Source organism: Bacillus sp. FSL R9-9497, from assembly GCF_038005805.1.
Lineage (GTDB): Bacteria > Bacillota > Bacilli > Bacillales > Bacillaceae_G > Bacillus_A > Bacillus_A cereus.
On record NZ_JBBOTY010000001.1, the window covers coordinates 4,978,264 to 4,995,251 of the forward strand.

A 16,988-nucleotide genomic window follows, 5' to 3' on the forward strand; every position below is an offset into this window, starting at 1 on the left:
AATCTGTATTATTATTTTACCACGAATACCTATAAAAAACCTAAAAAAACGAACAGATATTCGGTAAAGTTTTCGACAATATACACATAGAAAAAGGAAGGAGTAAATACCTCCTTCCTCTACTCATTCTATTTTTTAGGTACATATACTAAGTCATATCCATTGCGCCCAGCTTCATTCATACAATCTATTAACCGATAAGTACTTTCTGATTCGCGCTGCTCTTTAACAATACTTTTACAACTATCTTTATATAACCCTTTATCCTTCCCAGCAAATTTGTCTTTTCTATTATCTGACACATAAAATATATCGTTCCCACTATACTCTAACGTTTGAAAAATCGGGTCCCCTTCAAGGGTATACTGTACAATTCTTATTTTATCAACTTCCCTTTGCTCGACATTCAAAACGAACTTTTCAAATTTATCTAGATTGAGAATTCCTGCTCCCTTTACAATGACATCATTCTTCTTATCAATTGTAGTGCTAGATGATGAACATGCTACTAAACTAAAGAGAAATAGACTTATAAAACTGGTTCTTTTTCCTATTGTCATCCTCTCCTATAAAAATTATTCGTATACCAGAAAAGCTACTTTCAACTATGAAAGTAGCTTTTCTTTTCCTTTCTCCTTCTTCGGAAAAATCACATATGAAAATGAAATCGCTGTATCAACTAAAAATATAATCGCCCATACTTGACTCACGCGACTTGCAGCTTTATTTAAAACGATTCCCGATTCTAACCAATTACCCCATTGTTCAAATGGAATAAATCCATACGCGAAGTAAAAGAATATGTGCACACCAACGAATAAAACAAGATGTAATACCCAATTTTTTATTTCCTGCTTTGCATAGGCCATGCCTGTTAATTCTACCTGTTCTTCAATAATAGGCGCCGGTTCATTACGCCATTTCGCAACTGATTTTTGTACAAATATATCAAGCTTCTTTAAATCCTTTTTCCCGTAGAAAACTGCATATAATAAAATGATTACAGTAATGATCTGAAAGTTAGAGAACTTTCCTGTTTGATAATAGTCCACTACCCCTAAAGTTAAAATAAACACTTCATTTACGAGGAGTACAATCCCCATAATAAAACTCGCCCTTTTCAAACGGAATCCGTAGCGAAGTAAAAAGAAACCGATAGCTGATAACCAAAATACAATTTCTGCCCCAATTAAAAAATACCAACGATATTCTGCGAGTATACTCATTTATCCTTCTCCCTTTCATCATAAATACGAAAAGCCTCATCCATATATACTAAAAGTTCTTCTTCAATTGGATACATGCTCATTTTCTGTGAATCTTCCTTCGATTTTCTAACTTCCCATAACTTATCTAAAAATGCTTCGTCACCATTAGCCATTTCTAAACACTTCTGCATTAATCTCTTCGTTGCCTCTTGTACTTCATCACTCGTGACTTCTTTACCTTCTTTCATAAAAGTACGTAATTGCTTTAATAAATCTACCCATTCTAAAACATTCGGATCTTCCTCACTCATATTTGGCAAATTCTGAAGCAATTTTTGTTCTTCCTTTGAAAATACTTCATTTTGAAATATTTCACGTATACGAGGAGACTGTTTTGAAAGCTGAATAAGTTCAAACATAACTTTCCAATCAAGTTCTCCCTCTACATCTACCGAATAAACAACTGCTTGTAAAACACGCTCCATTCGATTAAATTTCTTTTGTTCTTCCTGTACAAACCGAAGTTGTTTTTCAAGCGATTTTTTTAAATCCAGCTCACCTTTTACTAACATATTCGCAGCTTCTTTTAATGAAAATCCCATTTCTTTTAAAAATAAAATTTGTTGCAAACGAATAACGTCATTTTCACTATATAACCGATGTCCACCCTCTGTTTTTCCGCTCGGCTTTAATAAATCTATTTGATCATAATAACGTAGTGTACGTACTGTAACCCCTGTTTCTCTCCTCAATTCTTGTATTGAAATCACTACCATCACCTCTTCCCCTTCATTATAAAAGATGACGTAACGTCACTTTCAATACTTTTGTTAAAAAAATACAAAAAGCTGTTTATACTCTTCGTATAAACAGCTCTTACGGAAGTAATCCTTTTTGTACAGCGCGCCCACAAAATAAAATAAGTGCTCCAACGACAACACTCGTTGCTGTTTTATGATAATGAGCTGACATTAATAAATAATATGATAAACCTACAGTGCCAAGCATAATACAAATACTCGGTACTGGATTACGAGAGAAGTTCTGCATTCCCCAAAACAAAGCAAAAATAGCCGTAGCGACACATAATACCGGTAATCCCATCCCAGTTCCCCTTTTTCTATCTATTATTCTTTGTTGCTAACACGCTCGTTGATGCGATACTAATTAATAAATCAAAACCAATCCTTATATATTTAAACGTTTACTCTAATTGAAATCTCTCAAACTTATCGTTCATTTTCTCTCCCCTTACTCCAGCGTAAAGATTTCCTCCACCTTCACTCCAAAATACTTGGCGATTTTTAAAGATAACTCTAGACTCGGATTGTAATGATGGTTTTCAATCGCCACTATCGTCTGCCGCGTCACTTGCATCGCCTTTGCCATTTCAACTTGCGTTATATGATTTTGCTTTCTTAACTCTTTTATTTTATTTTTCACACCCATAGGCTCCACCTTCAAAAGTAAAGATATCTTTACTTGAATTATAAATATTTTCCAGTTATAAGTAAAGATATCTTTACAAATTTTAGAAAAACGTTTCACTGAACACCTACTCTAATAAAGTACAAGAGTAATTCAATTTATATCAGCGCAACTTAAATTATATCGGCGATTTCCCAAATATATCAGCGCAACTCCATTTATATCGGCGATTTTTCAAATATATCGACTTACCGACAAATATCGACATCCGTAGCGCTACTATAATCATAAGAAAAAGCTGTCCCCAAATACCTTCGGGAACAGCTTTCTCCTCTACTACATAAATCCTAGCGCATATACAAGAACGTATCCAAGAACCGATAAGCAAACCGAGCCAATCAGCCCCGCCACGAACGCTTTGCTTCCTAACTTACGGAACGTTTTAAACTCTACATTTAAACCAAGTCCTGCCATCGCCATTGCGATTAGCATATAAGCAATGACAACAATGTATCCCGCAACTACTTCTGGAATAATCCCGAGCGAATGCACTGCACTCATCGCTAAAAATCCGAAAATGAACCATGGAATTGGAAGGTCGCGCCACGATCTTTTTTCCTTGCTTCCTTCACTCTTTCCAAACCATAATCCAATTAAAATTGCTACTGGTACGAGCATTGCAACGCGCGTTAACTTCACGATAACTGCGATGTCTACAGCTTTACTTCCTCCTGGCGCCGCAGCTGCGATAACATGAGCAATTTCATGCAGCGTGGCCCCTGAGAATACACCGTAACCGTATGGAGATAGGCCAAGCACTGGATATAATAACGTATAAATAAGCGTAAATATCGTACCTAAAATAGCAATAATTGCAGCCCCAACTGCCGTTTCATCATCTTTTGCTTTCACTTGCGGCGCAATTGCCACGACCGCTGCCGCCCCGCAAATTGCTGTACCACATGCTGTTAAAATCCCAAGTTTCTTTTCTACCTTAAATACTTTCGTTAGTCCATATACAACGAAAATCGTAAATGTAATAACAACCGCTGCGATGACCAATACTTTCGGCCCTGCCTTCGCAATATCAACAAGATTTAATCGCATTCCAAGTAAGATGATTCCAAAGCGCAGCAACTTCTTACTCGCAAAGTTCGTCCCTGCAATCGCATCTTGAGGGACTCCAATTGCCGCACGCCAAACCATCCCAATTAGAATAGCAATTACTAATTGTCCCATAATATTTAAAAATGGAAGCTCTGCTAAATATTTCGCGGCAATTGCGATTAATAGCGTAATCCCAATCCCTTGCGAAAATCCAAAACGCTTCTTCTTTTGTATAACAAGTGTTTGTTCCATTTTGAACCACTCCAATAATCGTATTGGAACATGCATGTTCTTTCTACTTACATTATAAGAGAGTTTCTATAATAAGTTTAATACCAATACCAAATCTCTATCATCAGAAATACTTATGATAAGATGATAGAAAAAGAAAGGAGCCTATTATATGAACGTAGACATTTTAAAAATTTTTGTTACTGTCGTTGAACAGAAACACTTCTCCCGTGCAGCAGAATTATTAAACCTTTCACAGCCTGGAGTAAGTATGCATATACGCAACTTAGAAAACGAATTTGGCACTACACTTATTCAACGCTCCCCGAAGCACGTCCAAGTTACGGAAGCAGGAAACATATTATATATACATGCAAAGCAAATGCTCTCTCTTTACGAAGATGCGAAACAAGAAATTAACGAACTACATAACGTTGTAACAGGAACACTTCGCATTGGTGCTAGTTTTACAATTGGCGAATACTTACTTCCAAAAATACTGGCTAACTATGCGAATGAAAATCCACACGTCGAAGTTCATACTTTCATCTCAAATACAGAAGACGTTTTGCAAAGCCTTCGCTCTAATCAAATTGATATCGGCCTAGTGGAAGGACAAGTCGTATACGCCGACGTAGATGTTGAAACATTTATGCAAGATGAAATGAAGCTCGTCGTCCCGCCAAATCATCCATTGCTCCGCACAAATGAAATAAATGAAAGTACACTCCAAGATCAAGTATGGGTATTAAGAGAAAGTGGTTCTGGTACACGCGCTTATAGTGACCGCTTTATTCATCAACACCATTTAAAAATGAAACGATTCTTTACATTCAGTAGTATACAAAGCGTAAAGGAAGCTGTTAGTGCCGGGCTTGGCATCGCTATCCTTTCTGATTGGACTGTACGGAAAGAGCTATTAGCAAAAGAACTATTCCACGTCGAAGTTCCCAATGAACAACTAATCCGTCCATTCTCCATCGTGCGCGGTAAATATTTCATTCCATCTAAAGCCATTCAAGTGTTCTTAAATCATGTACATTCTTTTGCAAAAAAACAGAGTTGACCTTCACATTAGTGTGAAGGTTTACAATACATGTAAAAGGAGTGAAATACATTGCGAATTGGAGAATTATCAAAAGAAACTGGCGTTAGTGAAAGATCACTAAGACATTACGAAGAAAAGGGATTACTCCCTTCTAAGCGCCTTGCAAATGGTTACCGTGATTTTGATGAAAGTGCCATCGAAAAAGTGGAGCTTATTCAAATGTACTTACAAATTGGCTTAAATTTAGAAGAGACGGCAAGGATGCTGCGCTGCCTTGAAATTGAACCGCACCTGTACGACAATCCGTGCAGCAGTATCCTTACGCTTTACGAAGATAAACTCAATGAAGTAACAAAGCAAATCTCATTGCTTTCCAACATCCAAACGAATTTGCAAAAACACGTTTCACTCCTAAAACATGCAAAAGAAAAGGGATGATTACATGTTTGTTATACATGGCAGTTCAAGACAAAACGGAAATACAGAAGCTTTAACACATATGATGATAGAGGACATTGAAACAGAACAAATTTATTTGCGTGATCATACCGTCTATCCTATTACAGACCAACGTCATGATGCAGAAGGATTCCAATCCGTAAATGATGACTATGAGCAGTTAACGAAACGCATGCTAGAACACGACACGATTATCTTTGCTACACCATTATATTGGTACGGAATGAGTGGACATATGAAAAATTTTGTTGATCGCTGGTCACAAAGCTTGCGCGATACATCCCTTCATTTCAAAGAAAAAATGAAAGGCAAAAAAATGTATGTTGTCATCGTTGGCGGGGACAACCCAAAGGTAAAAGCATTACCGCTTATTGCTCAATTCCAATATATCTTTGATTTTGTTGGCTCTTCATTTGAAGGTTATGTTATTGGGAATGCGAATGGACTGGATGAAATTAAAAACGATGCTGAGGCGCTGGCAAAAGCACAATTGTATAATGATACATTCAAAAATAGCGAACAGAAATAAGTTTGACAAACCCTTTTGTATGCGCATACAATAAAAGTAATATTATGAAAGGAAGGTACTTTGACCAATGAAGTTCTAATTCTCTTATTTATTTCATCCATCACAAATAGTGAACAAAAATGATGAAAACTAGCAGGGGATTAGTCTGTCCATTTGTCGATACTTTCTTTCGAAACGATCATGTAAAAAATCGTTTATTTATGTACGATTTTTTACATACAAGGGCGACGTTTATCCTCTCTAGTGAAACTAGGGAGGTTTTTTTATGACTATTTTATTCGCAAGTAATATTGAAAAAAGCTTTGGTGATCGCACACTATTTACATTACCATCACTGGAAATTCAAGCACAGGATCGCATAGGAATTGTCGGAGTCAACGGAGCTGGTAAATCTACGTTATTACAAATATTAAGTAAAGAAATAGAAGCTGACAGAGGCATAGTAACTCATCATAGTTCTATCAGCATCATTCCTCAGCTTAGCGAAGAACTACCGGAAACCGCTTCTTCTCTCGCAAAAGGAAAATGGAGTATTTCAAACGTTACCGACGCAATGAGCGGCGGTGAACGAATGCGGCTAAAGATTGCCCATGCTCTCGAACAAAATGCAGGCATTTTATTCGCTGATGAACCAACAAGCCACTTAGATATGGTCGGTACAGAGCAATTAGAAAAGGCACTTTCTTCTTATAAAGGAGCACTTGTTTTAATATCGCATGATCGTGAATTTCTAGATAATATATGTACCAAAATTATTGAAATTGAAGACGGTACTATTCAAGAGTACAAAGGGAATTATTCAAACTATCGAAAACAAAAAGAACGTGAACGAATACAAAAACAAGCAGAATATGAGCAATATATACAAGAAAAAAATCGTTTAGAGCAATCCATTTTACAAAGAAAACAACGTGCTTCTAACATGACAAAAATCCCAACGCGGTTCAGTTCATCTGAATCTAGACTTTATAGGTTAAGTGGGGCTCATGGCCAAGAACAGGTTAGCAAAGCAGCGAAAGCATTAGAGACACGTCTCGAAAAACTAGAAAAGAAGGAAAAGCCAAAGGATCTTTCTCAAGCTCAATTTGACGTGCAATACCATACTCCCATTCATAGTAAGGTGGCAGTACAATTCAATAAAGCAACAAAGAAAATAGGCGACCGCACACTATTTAAAAATATGAATGGAACTATTGCCCCTGGTGCAAAGCTTGCCGTTTTAGGGGCAAATGGAAGCGGCAAAACCACTTTGTTCAACATGCTTCTCACAAACGAGCGTGGCATGCAACTATCGAAAAGTTGTAAAATTGGATACTTCGAACAAACATTATCTATTTTAAAAACAGATAAAACCATTTTAGAAAATGTTCTAGAAGAAACAAATTATACAGAAGCATTCGTTCGAACAATACTTGCACGACTTCTATTCCGCCGTGAGGATGTTCATAAACCTGTGCACGTTCTAAGCGGGGGTGAACGAATGAAGGTTGCACTCGCAAAAGTATTTTTAGGAAACTATAATATGCTTCTGCTAGATGAACCGACAAACTATTTAGACTTAGCAACGCAAGAAGAATTAGAAACCATGTTACAAGAATATCCTGGCACAATACTTTTCATTAGCCATGACCGTGCCTTTATTCGCTCTGTTGCAGACCATATTCTACAAATAGATGAGAGTACACCAAGAATCTTCGACGGTAATTACGAGCAATACACAAAAAGAACCACCGGAGATTCTGTAAACGTTACTGAGCAAGAATTGTTACGATTACAAACAAAATTAACAGAAGTCATCGGCCGGATTTCCATTCCAAATCATCACGATGACATCACATCTCTCGAACAAGAATACGCAAAATTATTAACTCAAATTCAAAAATGTAAAGAAGCGCTCTGATGTCTTCCCTATATATCGACGGGGCCTTCCACATTTCCCAAGAAATATTGAAACTTCGACATACAAAGTAAAAAGCCGTGCATCAGCACGGCTTTTACTTTAAATACGGACAGCAGTCCCGCTCACCGCAACCATTAACATACCTTCGCGAACTACTTCGTAATCCACGTCAATACCAACAATTGCATTTGCATTTTTTTGTCTTGCGAAAGTTTTCATCTCTTCCATTGCGATGTCGCGCGCTTCTTTTAATTTACTTTCATAAGCGCCAGCACGACCGCCGACAACGTCACGAACAGAAGCGAAAAGGTCACGAACGATATTCGCGCCCATAATCGCTTCTCCATTGACAATATCAATATACTCAATAATTTCTTTTCCTTGAATTGTAGACGTTGTTGTTACAATCATACTTTATAGCCTCCCATATGAGATTTTTACCTACTTATGGTGCACTAATTCAGTACAAATTATATTTACGAACTAAACTGAGCTTCGTATAACCTACTGTATCCTCCACCTTGCTCAATTAATTCATTATGTGAACCTTGTTCTGCAATGCCATCTTTATTTACAACGACGATGCGATCTGCATTTTTAATCGTTGCAAGTCTGTGAGCGATAACTAGCGTTGTGCGACCGACAGCTAATTCAGCAAGCGATTTTTGAATCGCAAGTTCTGTCTCTGTATCTAGTGCAGAAGTTGCTTCATCCAATATTAAAATTGGTGGGTTTTTCAAGAACATACGAGCAATAGCTAGACGCTGCTTTTGTCCACCTGAAAGTTTCACGCCGCGCTCACCGATAACAGTATCTAAACCTTCCGGCTGTGAGTAAATTAAATCTTCTAACTGCGCACGTTTTACTGCCTGCCAAATTTCAGGCTCTGATGCCTTTAAATTTCCGTAAGCGATATTTTCACGAATTGTTCCTGAAAATAAGAACACGTCTTGCTGCACAATTCCAATTTGCTTACGAAGTGAAGATAATGTCATATCTTTCGTATCAATCCCATCAATTTGAATTGATCCAGATGATTGCTCATAAAAACGTGGTAATAGGCTACATAACGTCGTTTTCCCAGCTCCTGATGGTCCAACGAACGCAACCGTTTCACCTGCATGTATTTTCAAACTAATGTCATTTAAAATTGGTTCTTTATTTTCATATCCGAACGTAATGTTGTTATATTGAATATCACCATGTACATGTTTAACTTCCATTGCATCTTTAGAGTCTACAATGTCAGGCTCTGTTTCAAGAAGCTCTACATACCTTTTAAAACCAGCGATTCCCTTCGGATAGCTTTCGATTACCGCGTTAATTTTTTCAATTGGGCGGAAGAAAATATTCGTTAATAGAACGAATCCGATAAATCCACCGTACGTTAATTCTCCTTGCAGAACAAACCATGTACCGCATATTAAGACGAAGAGCGTTACGAGCCGCATGAGCATATAACTAATCGATGAATTTAACGCCATAATTTTATACGCCATTAATTTCGTTGTACGGAAACGAGCGTTGTTGACAGCAAATTGCTCTTTCTCAAACTTTTCATTTCCGAATGCTTGCACAACACGAATTCCCCCAACATTGTTCTCAATGCATGCATTAAAATCAGCAACGTCTGAGAATAAACGTCTAAATGTACCTGTCATTTTTTTATTGAAGTAAAGTGCTAACCATAATAGGAATGGAATGACGAAGAACGTTAATAACGCTAACTTCCAGTTAATCATCATCATAAATGAAAATGCCCCAACTAAAGTCATTACGGCGATAAATAAATCTTCCGGTCCATGATGAGCAATTTCCCCAATTTCCATTAAATCGTTTGTAAGGCGGGAAATTAAATGACCTGTTTTATTATTGTCAAAAAATCTGAATGATAGCTTTTGAATATGATCAAATAATTTCTGCCTCATATCTGTTTCAATGTTAACACCAAGCATATGTCCCCAATATGTAACGACATATTGTAAGCCTGCATTTAACATATAAACTGCGAGTAAACCGAAACAAGCCCATAAAATAAGCGTCCAGTTTTGCCCTGGCAATAACTTATCAATAAATTGATTTACGATAAGCGGGAAGCCGAGTTCTAATAATCCTGCGACAACCGCACAAGAAAAGTCGAGTATAAATAAACCTTTATACGGTTTATAGTACGAGAAAAATTTACGCAGCATATCTTACCTCCATTTTCCAAAATTAAAAAGACTCCCTAAATGATAACCATTATCAAATAATTATTCAAGTTATCCGTCTATGAAACTGAAAATAAGCTTTGCGATAGTTGTCGTTTTTTGCTGGAAAGTCGATATATTTGCAAAATCGCCGATATATTTGCAAAATCGCCGATATATTTCAAGTTGCGCTGATATATTCGGATAATCGCCGATATAAATTTCATTTACTAACTATCCTCCCCCCAAAAACAAAAAAGGTATCACCACAAGGTGATACCTTTCCTTCTATTACATCGCTTCCGAATCCCACTCGTGCTCCTGCTCAACGAATACAATACCTAATTCGTGATGCCCACCAGCATATAATGCAGTTTGTGCAAGACGAAGCTCACCATTTGTATCTAATACTTCTAATTTACAAAATGCTCCTGTCGTCTTCGTTTGAAGCGCATCATAAAATTCCTCGGCGCTTTTTGGAATGACTCCATTTACTTTCGTAATAATTTCTCCAGGCAGTAATTTTAGTTCTGCTCCAATTGTATTTGGAATTGTATCTAGTACAACGAGCCCATCATTGCGTGCAGCAAAATATGCTGGTCTTGTTTCATCGGCAATTTTCTCTTGCATCGAAATTGTGAAACGCCCAAGCATTGCGACTCCCATCGCGATAATTGCAAGTACGTGCCACCAATAACTTGCGATTCCTAAAACGAGCACAAGTCCTGCTAATCCATAAACACGTCTTCCTGTAAATAATAAAGCTTCCGTCGGCTCATAACTTTTAATCTTTCTCATAAATCCAATTAAAAATGGAACGAGGAATAGAGAATATGTATTTGAACCGATTGAAACGACAGGCCACCATGAAATAAACTGCGTTACCGCATCACCCGGTACAAGAATAAAAATAGGAACGATCCATAAACGCTTTGATTCGTGTAAACCAATCTTTAATCCACGCTTCCCCTTCCTAATCCTCGGCGTCGAATATCCTACTGCGTTTTTAGAAATCAATAAGCCTTCTACAATAAGCATAACGCCTAGTAAAATAACAAGGGATACAATGGTACTCTCTTCACCTTCTCGAAGCTGTAAAAAGGAAACTGGTAGCTTAGAAGATAATAGAACACATACAATCGCAATGCTAAATGTATAAGCCGCCGATAAATATCGATACATAGCCGTTAATCCAAATAGTAACGTCCAAATTAAAATGGCCCATAAGCTCGCTTTAGAAACAACAAGTCCAAGCCCAATCGTAACAATAGATACTACTAATCCGTATCCAATCCCTGCAAATAGAGAGGTTCGCAGTTCAAACCAAATATCATAAACTTTAAAAGAAAAATCTTTTCGTTCTCTTAACATACGTAAGTATCCAACGAAGATACTACTTATTACAAATATATAGACAGCAGGGTGTAAGAAAAAACGTCCAACTGCCCGCATTATTTCAAAAATCCACGCCTCCATGAACTCATTCACCACCATTTATATCATTCTTTCTTTTTATATTATCATAACTAAACAAACGTTTGTTTAACACAAAAAAATACAGGCAGCAAACTGCCTGTATTTCTTCTTATTTTGCCATTAATTTTAATGCTGACTGTAATTGTAGATCATTTTCTCCAGAACGAATTTTTTCGATAATTTTAGTTTGAATCGCTTCAGCTGTCTTTTTATCAAGCTGTCCTGTCGCTTCCATCTCATTTGCATTTTGGAATGCTTTCAGAGCCGATTCTGTCTCTTTACTAAAGTATCCATCTTCACGACCTGGTACATACCCTAAGCTCTTAAGCATTTCTTGAGCATGTTTTACTTGTACATCATTTGAATTGTATGAAAGTGTTTTTTCAATTTGAATTGGTGTCGCATGATAATAATTTGGTTGCTTCACTTCTACTGTTGGCGCGATTCCTTTTTTATGAATCCAGTTCCCATCCGGTGTTAACCATTTAAACATCGTTAATTTAATGTTGCTGCCGTCTTTAAATGGAACAGCTTGCTGGACAGTACCTTTACCAAATGTCTTTTCACCAATTAAATCGTATCCTTCTCCTTCTTTTAGCGCACCCGCTAAAATCTCTGAAGCAGAAGCACTTCCATTATCAATTAATACTGAAATTGGATATGGTTTTCTCTCTTTCAGTTCCGTAGAGAATTTCTTCTTCTCACCATTTCGCTGCTCTACTTGTAGCATCGGCTTTTTATTCGTCATAATTTCCCCTAGTATATCTTCTACACTATTTAAATAGCCACCAGGATTACCACGCACGTCAATAACTAAGCCTTTTATATTTTTCTTCTCTAACTCTTTTAACTGATCCTTAAATTCTTTCGCTGTATTTTCAGCAAAAGAAGTGATTTGCATATAACCGATATCTTTTCCACTCTCTTGCTTCACAGAACTAAATACTGTAAAGATTGGAATCTTTTCACGCTTAATTTTAAATACGATCGGATCAGTTACTCCCGCACGTTTAATTTCAATTGCGACAGTCGTTCCCTTTTTACCACGAATTTTTAATACTGCTTCTTCACGTGATAAGTCTTTCACACTGTTTCCATCTACAGATAAAATTTGGTCATTCGGTTTAATTCCTATCTTTTCTGCTGGTGAACCTTTAATTGGCGATACGATAATAAGCTTACCGTCCGTCTTGTTCACCTCAGCCCCAATCCCCTCTAATTCGGGATCAAGCGATTCACTAAACTGTTTGGCTGTTTCTTTATCCATATACGTGGAATAAGGGTCCTTCAGCGTAGACAACATACCTTGTATTGCACCTTCAACTAACTTTTCATCTTTCACGTCTTCCACATAACGTGAATCAATTAGTGCATACGCCTCATTAATTTTTGCCAAATTCCCTTGCGCAGTGCTAGCATTCCCACTCGAAATTGTTTGCGTTACTTCTGATGGGTTAACCCCAAATACAGACATGCCTGCAAACATTCCGCCAGCACCAATTAAAAATGCAACAACCATTCCAATAATTGCAACTCTACGTTTCAATGCGGAATTCCCCTTTCCAAAACACACAGGTGGTGTAGCAAAAGGCATCACACAGTGTGTGATGCCTTTACCTATTTCTACTATATGATAAGCTTGTACGAATTATGTTTGCAACTTTTTATACTTTTAAGAAGCGACGAATTGACATTACACTTCCCCACATACCGATTAAAGCACCGATTAACACTAGTAAACCAGCTAATTGGAATACGAACGGACTGTATGGTAGAAGCTCGAAAATTGTTCCGCCAAGTTTTTCGTTAAACACACCTTGCAACGAATTATACGTAATTAGAATTAGGCCAATTGGAATAATTGATCCTAATACTCCTAAGAATAATCCCTCTAGCAAGAATGGCCAACGAATAAACCAGTTTGTTGCACCAACAAGTTTCATAATTTCAATTTCTGTACTACGAGCATAAATTGTAATTTTAATTGTATTAGAGATTAAGAACATCGCTGTGAATAAAAGACCAGCAATTAACGCAATCCCAATGTTACGACCAGTTTTTACAGTATCAAATAATCGTTCAACTTGCCCTTTTCCGTACTGAACATTACTAACAAACTGCATTTTTTCAACTTTCTTCGCGATTGTCGCTGTATCGGTTGGTTCTTTTGCTTTTACAATGAATACGTTTTTAAGTGGGTTATCTTGTTCAAATAACTCAAACGTTTTTCCACTATCACCTAAGCTTTTAATTAAACGTTTTAACTCTTCTTCTTTAGAAGAATATTTAATAGAATCTACTTTTGCAATCTTACTCATATCTTCTTCTAATTTCTTTTGATCCGCTTCTTTTGCAGCTGGATCAATGTGTACACGAATCTCTACATCTTGCTCTACTTTCGTCGCAAAATGGTTCATATTCATAATCGCTGTTAAAAAGACACCTACAAGTAATAATGTAACTGTTACTGCACTAACAGAAGCAAATGTCATCCATCCGTTACGTGATAGATTCTTTACACCTTCTCGCAAATGTCGACTAAGGGTCTTAGCCTTCATATCCGTATCCTCCCTCAATCTCATCTCGAACAATTTTTCCGCCTTCAATCGCGATTACACGATGACGGATTGTATTTACGATATCTGCATTATGCGTCGCCATAACGATCGTTGTGCCGCGCTCATTAATGCGAGTAAAAATATTCATAATATCAAGAGCTGTTTCAATATCTAAGTTACCTGTTGGCTCATCGGCAATTACAACCTTTGGTCTATTTACAATTGCTCTTGCAATAGCCACACGTTGTTGCTCCCCACCTGAAAGCTCACTTGGAAGTGCGTCTGCACGATCTTCAAGGCCTACAAGACCTAGAACTTCTGTTACACGCTCACGAATTGCATCCGGTTCTTCTTCAATTACTTCTAAAGCAAACGAAACATTCTCATATACCGTTAATTTAGGCAGCAATTTGAAATCTTGGAAAATTACACCTAATTGACGACGAAAATACGGAACGTCTCTTTCTGCCAATGTTTCGATAGTAAGTCCATTTACATTAATAGATCCTGTAGATGGTTTCTCTTCACGATACATCATTTTAATAAATGTAGATTTCCCGGCTCCACTCGGTCCAACTACGTATACGAATTCACCTTGTTTAATGTTAACTGTAAGACCAGCAATGGCTTTCATACCATTCGGGTACTCCTTATAAACATTCGTCATTTTTATCATTATTTATCACCCAATACTTAATGATTTTTTTCGAAATACTTTTCTGTACATCTGAAAATAAAAGACATCCTTCATTTTCATTTAGTCATCCTTGTTGAAGGTAGTTTACTTATGCTTTCTCATAAGCAATACCACTCTATGTAATATATTTCAGCAAAATTCTACAAACCCCATTGTAACATCAAACGGTTTCCAATTTGGATACATTTTTGTTACAGTTATGTTACATACCAGAAAAAAGGAAAACGAGCTGACTATATTATCAACTCGCCCATTTCACCTTTTTATTTATGTTCAGCTAACCATGCAGATACTTTTTTCGCATCTTCACCTTGAATAAGTCCTGGTGACATTGAACCACGGCCTTTTTTAATAATCTCTTCGATATCTGCAGCGTCGTACTTACCGCCTACTTTTCTTAAATCAGGTCCAGTTGCCCCTGATAAATCTGTTGCGTGACATCCCGCACAACTTCTTTGGAAAATTTGTTCTGCGCTGTCTGTGCTTGCAGACTGTTTCGAAGACTTACTCTCTTCTTTATTTCCGCATGCTCCTAAAGCAAAAACAACCGATGTCCCTAGCGCAATAGCCAACAATTTCTTTTTCACTTCTATCGCTCCCCATTGTTGATATTCTTTTTATTCCTAACACACTCATTTTCATTATAAGCATTATCTTTATATAGAAAAACTAAGGTGTATTTCATATTCCTCAAAAATACAGTGAGAACCTTGATAAAATAAAGCTTTCATAAGTTGTTTCAATTCTGTGAACAACTTAAAAAACTTCTATAAAGTATCCTTTTTAAAAGGAAAATTAGAAAAGTTCTATATAAATCTTTACCCTATTACCGCTCTATTTTACTATTCTCTACTTTTTACAAAACAATATACAGCATTGTAATCTACATATAATCCCATCAAAAAGAGAAGTTGTCGTTTCCAACTTCTCTTCCTCTTTACTTCATCTATAAAAATAGAATCAAATTCTTTATATCCTCTATTGTCCTCAGCATGCGCCAACAATTTCGTTGGCTTTTTTTCGCTTATTAGATACGAGAACGTAAGTAAGCATCAATAAATGGATCAATCTCTCCATCCATAACAGCTTGTACGTTACCAACCTCCGTATTTGTACGATGGTCTTTTACAAGAGAATACGGGTGGAATACGTAAGAACGGATTTGGCTACCCCATCCGATTTCTTTTTGCTCTCCGCGAATTTCATCTAATTCTGCTTGTTGCTCTTCTAGTTTCTTTTGATATAATTTCGCTTTTAACATTTTCATCGCATGCTCACGGTTTTTAATTTGAGAACGCTCCGACTGACATGTTACAACCGTATTTGTCGGTGTATGTGTAATACGAACTGCTGAATCTGTCGTATTTACGTGCTGCCCACCAGCTCCACTTGCTCGGTACGTATCAATTTTTAAGTCTTCTGTACGTACTTCGATTTCAACTTCATCATTGAACTCTGGTACAACTTCACAAGATACGAACGATGTATGACGGCGCCCTGAAGAATCGAATGGTGAAATACGTACAAGACGATGTACACCTTTCTCTGCTTTTAAGTAACCGTAAGCGTTATGACCTTTAATTAATAAAGTTACACTCTTAATACCAGCTTCATCACCTGGTAAATAATCAACCGTTTCTACTTTGAATCCGCGTTTTTCAGCCCAGCGTGTGTACATACGTAATAACATAGAACCCCAGTCTTGTGACTCAGTTCCACCTGCACCTGGATGTAATTCTAAAATCGCATTATTTTTATCATAAGGATCACTTAATAGTAACTGAAGCTCATACTCATTCATTTCTTGAATTAAGCCTTTTACTTCTGATTCTAATTCCTCATGTAAATCTTCATCATACTCTTCTTTTAAAAGCTCATGCGTGATTTCTAAATTTTCGAACGTCTCATCTAACTGACGGAACTTTCCAACCATATCTTTTAACGCATTCGCTTCATTAATTACAGCTTGTGCGCCTTGTTGGTCATCCCAAAATCCTGCGCCCATCATTTTTTCTTCTAATTCTGCAATTTGTTTCTCCTTAGTAGGGAGGTCAAAGAGACCCCCTAAAAGCCGCTAATCGCTTAGCCATTTTCTCTAATTCCTGTCTAATTTCTACTAATTCCATTTCCTTCACCTCTATGTAATTGCTATTACTTT

General features: G+C 37.0%; 18 protein-coding genes. 4 read left to right on the forward strand and 14 right to left on the reverse strand.

Features of this window, described 5'->3' with window-relative positions; translation table 11 throughout:
• Window positions 1-128: 128 nt before the first annotated feature.
• The 6 genes from MKY21_RS25795 to MKY21_RS25820 all read right to left on the reverse strand — a co-directional run bounded on the left by MKY21_RS25795 (window position 129) and on the right by MKY21_RS25820 (window position 3,995).
• Window positions 129-560 (reverse strand): DUF4362 domain-containing protein, encoded by a 432-nt coding sequence (locus tag MKY21_RS25795; RefSeq protein ID WP_098782508.1) that lies wholly within the window; start codon window positions 558-560, stop codon window positions 129-131.
• A 45-nt stretch (window positions 561-605) separates the two neighbouring features.
• Complete coding sequence (locus MKY21_RS25800; protein WP_000025226.1) at window positions 606-1,226, reverse strand: hypothetical protein; 621 nt, start codon at window positions 1,224-1,226, stop codon at window positions 606-608.
• Window positions 1,223-1,984, reverse strand: coding sequence for a MerR family transcriptional regulator (locus tag MKY21_RS25805; RefSeq protein ID WP_206905404.1), 762 nt, complete (start codon window positions 1,982-1,984; stop codon window positions 1,223-1,225). Before MKY21_RS25805 ends, MKY21_RS25800 begins: the two co-directional genes overlap by 4 nt.
• Window positions 1,985-2,084: 100 nt before the next feature.
• Window positions 2,085-2,312: a hypothetical protein gene (locus tag MKY21_RS25810; protein WP_016118883.1), complete on the reverse strand. Its 228-nt coding sequence runs from the start codon at window positions 2,310-2,312 to the stop codon at window positions 2,085-2,087.
• 147 nt (window positions 2,313-2,459) lie between these two features.
• Complete coding sequence (locus tag MKY21_RS25815; RefSeq protein ID WP_000538364.1) at window positions 2,460-2,657, reverse strand: helix-turn-helix transcriptional regulator; 198 nt, start codon at window positions 2,655-2,657, stop codon at window positions 2,460-2,462.
• A gap of 315 nt (window positions 2,658-2,972) precedes the next feature.
• Entirely contained in the window at window positions 2,973-3,995 is a 1,023-nt protein-coding gene (locus MKY21_RS25820; protein ID WP_044795023.1) for a YeiH family protein, read from the reverse strand.
• Between the two features lie 151 nt (window positions 3,996-4,146).
• On the opposite strand from MKY21_RS25820, the gene MKY21_RS25825 reads away from it, so the two are divergent.
• From MKY21_RS25825 to abc-f, 4 genes are all read left to right on the forward strand, one after another.
• Complete coding sequence (locus MKY21_RS25825) at window positions 4,147-5,040, forward strand: LysR family transcriptional regulator (RefSeq protein WP_001099988.1); 894 nt, start codon at window positions 4,147-4,149, stop codon at window positions 5,038-5,040.
• Window positions 5,041-5,091: 51 nt separating this feature from the next.
• On the forward strand, window positions 5,092-5,460 hold the full coding sequence (locus MKY21_RS25830) for a MerR family transcriptional regulator (RefSeq protein WP_001219199.1): 369 nt from the start codon (window positions 5,092-5,094) through the stop codon (window positions 5,458-5,460).
• 4 nt (window positions 5,461-5,464) lie between these two features.
• Window positions 5,465-6,010, forward strand: a complete 546-nt coding sequence (locus MKY21_RS25835; RefSeq protein ID WP_000497612.1) for a flavodoxin family protein — start codon at window positions 5,465-5,467, stop codon at window positions 6,008-6,010.
• A 265-nt stretch (window positions 6,011-6,275) separates the two neighbouring features.
• Window positions 6,276-7,910, forward strand: a complete 1,635-nt coding sequence (abc-f, locus tag MKY21_RS25840) for a ribosomal protection-like ABC-F family protein (RefSeq protein ID WP_098782510.1) — start codon at window positions 6,276-6,278, stop codon at window positions 7,908-7,910.
• Between the two features lie 99 nt (window positions 7,911-8,009).
• Here abc-f and MKY21_RS25845 read toward each other — a convergent pair whose 3' ends face one another.
• From MKY21_RS25845 to prfB, 8 genes are all read right to left on the reverse strand, one after another.
• Window positions 8,010-8,321 (reverse strand): heavy metal-binding domain-containing protein, encoded by a 312-nt coding sequence (locus tag MKY21_RS25845; RefSeq protein WP_000637523.1) that lies wholly within the window; start codon window positions 8,319-8,321, stop codon window positions 8,010-8,012.
• A gap of 65 nt (window positions 8,322-8,386) precedes the next feature.
• The gene (locus tag MKY21_RS25850) at window positions 8,387-10,102 is read right to left on the reverse strand and encodes an ABC transporter ATP-binding protein (RefSeq protein WP_000944624.1); all 1,716 of its coding nucleotides are present in this window, start codon (window positions 10,100-10,102) and stop codon (window positions 8,387-8,389) included.
• A gap of 288 nt (window positions 10,103-10,390) precedes the next feature.
• Entirely contained in the window at window positions 10,391-11,575 is a 1,185-nt protein-coding gene (locus tag MKY21_RS25855; protein ID WP_000388615.1) for a PDZ domain-containing protein, read from the reverse strand.
• A gap of 109 nt (window positions 11,576-11,684) precedes the next feature.
• Window positions 11,685-13,121, reverse strand: coding sequence for a S41 family peptidase (locus MKY21_RS25860; RefSeq protein ID WP_000830313.1), 1,437 nt, complete (start codon window positions 13,119-13,121; stop codon window positions 11,685-11,687).
• A gap of 118 nt (window positions 13,122-13,239) precedes the next feature.
• The gene (gene ftsX, locus MKY21_RS25865; protein ID WP_000645025.1) at window positions 13,240-14,133 is read right to left on the reverse strand and encodes a permease-like cell division protein FtsX; all 894 of its coding nucleotides are present in this window, start codon (window positions 14,131-14,133) and stop codon (window positions 13,240-13,242) included.
• Window positions 14,123-14,809: a cell division ATP-binding protein FtsE gene (ftsE, locus tag MKY21_RS25870; RefSeq protein ID WP_000594321.1), complete on the reverse strand. Its 687-nt coding sequence runs from the start codon at window positions 14,807-14,809 to the stop codon at window positions 14,123-14,125. The genes ftsX and ftsE overlap by 11 nt, the downstream gene beginning before the upstream one ends.
• Before the next feature lie 284 nt (window positions 14,810-15,093).
• Entirely contained in the window at window positions 15,094-15,417 is a 324-nt protein-coding gene (cccB, locus tag MKY21_RS25875) for a cytochrome c551 (protein WP_000727970.1), read from the reverse strand.
• 440 nt (window positions 15,418-15,857) lie between these two features.
• Window positions 15,858-16,956 (reverse strand): peptide chain release factor 2 gene (gene prfB, locus MKY21_RS25880; protein WP_096001716.1). Its coding sequence is split into 2 segments (ribosomal slippage): window positions 15,858-16,883 and window positions 16,885-16,956, totalling 1,098 coding nucleotides; the frame shifts between segments, so codons are not numbered across the junction.
• Window positions 16,957-16,988: the final 32 nt, after the last annotated feature.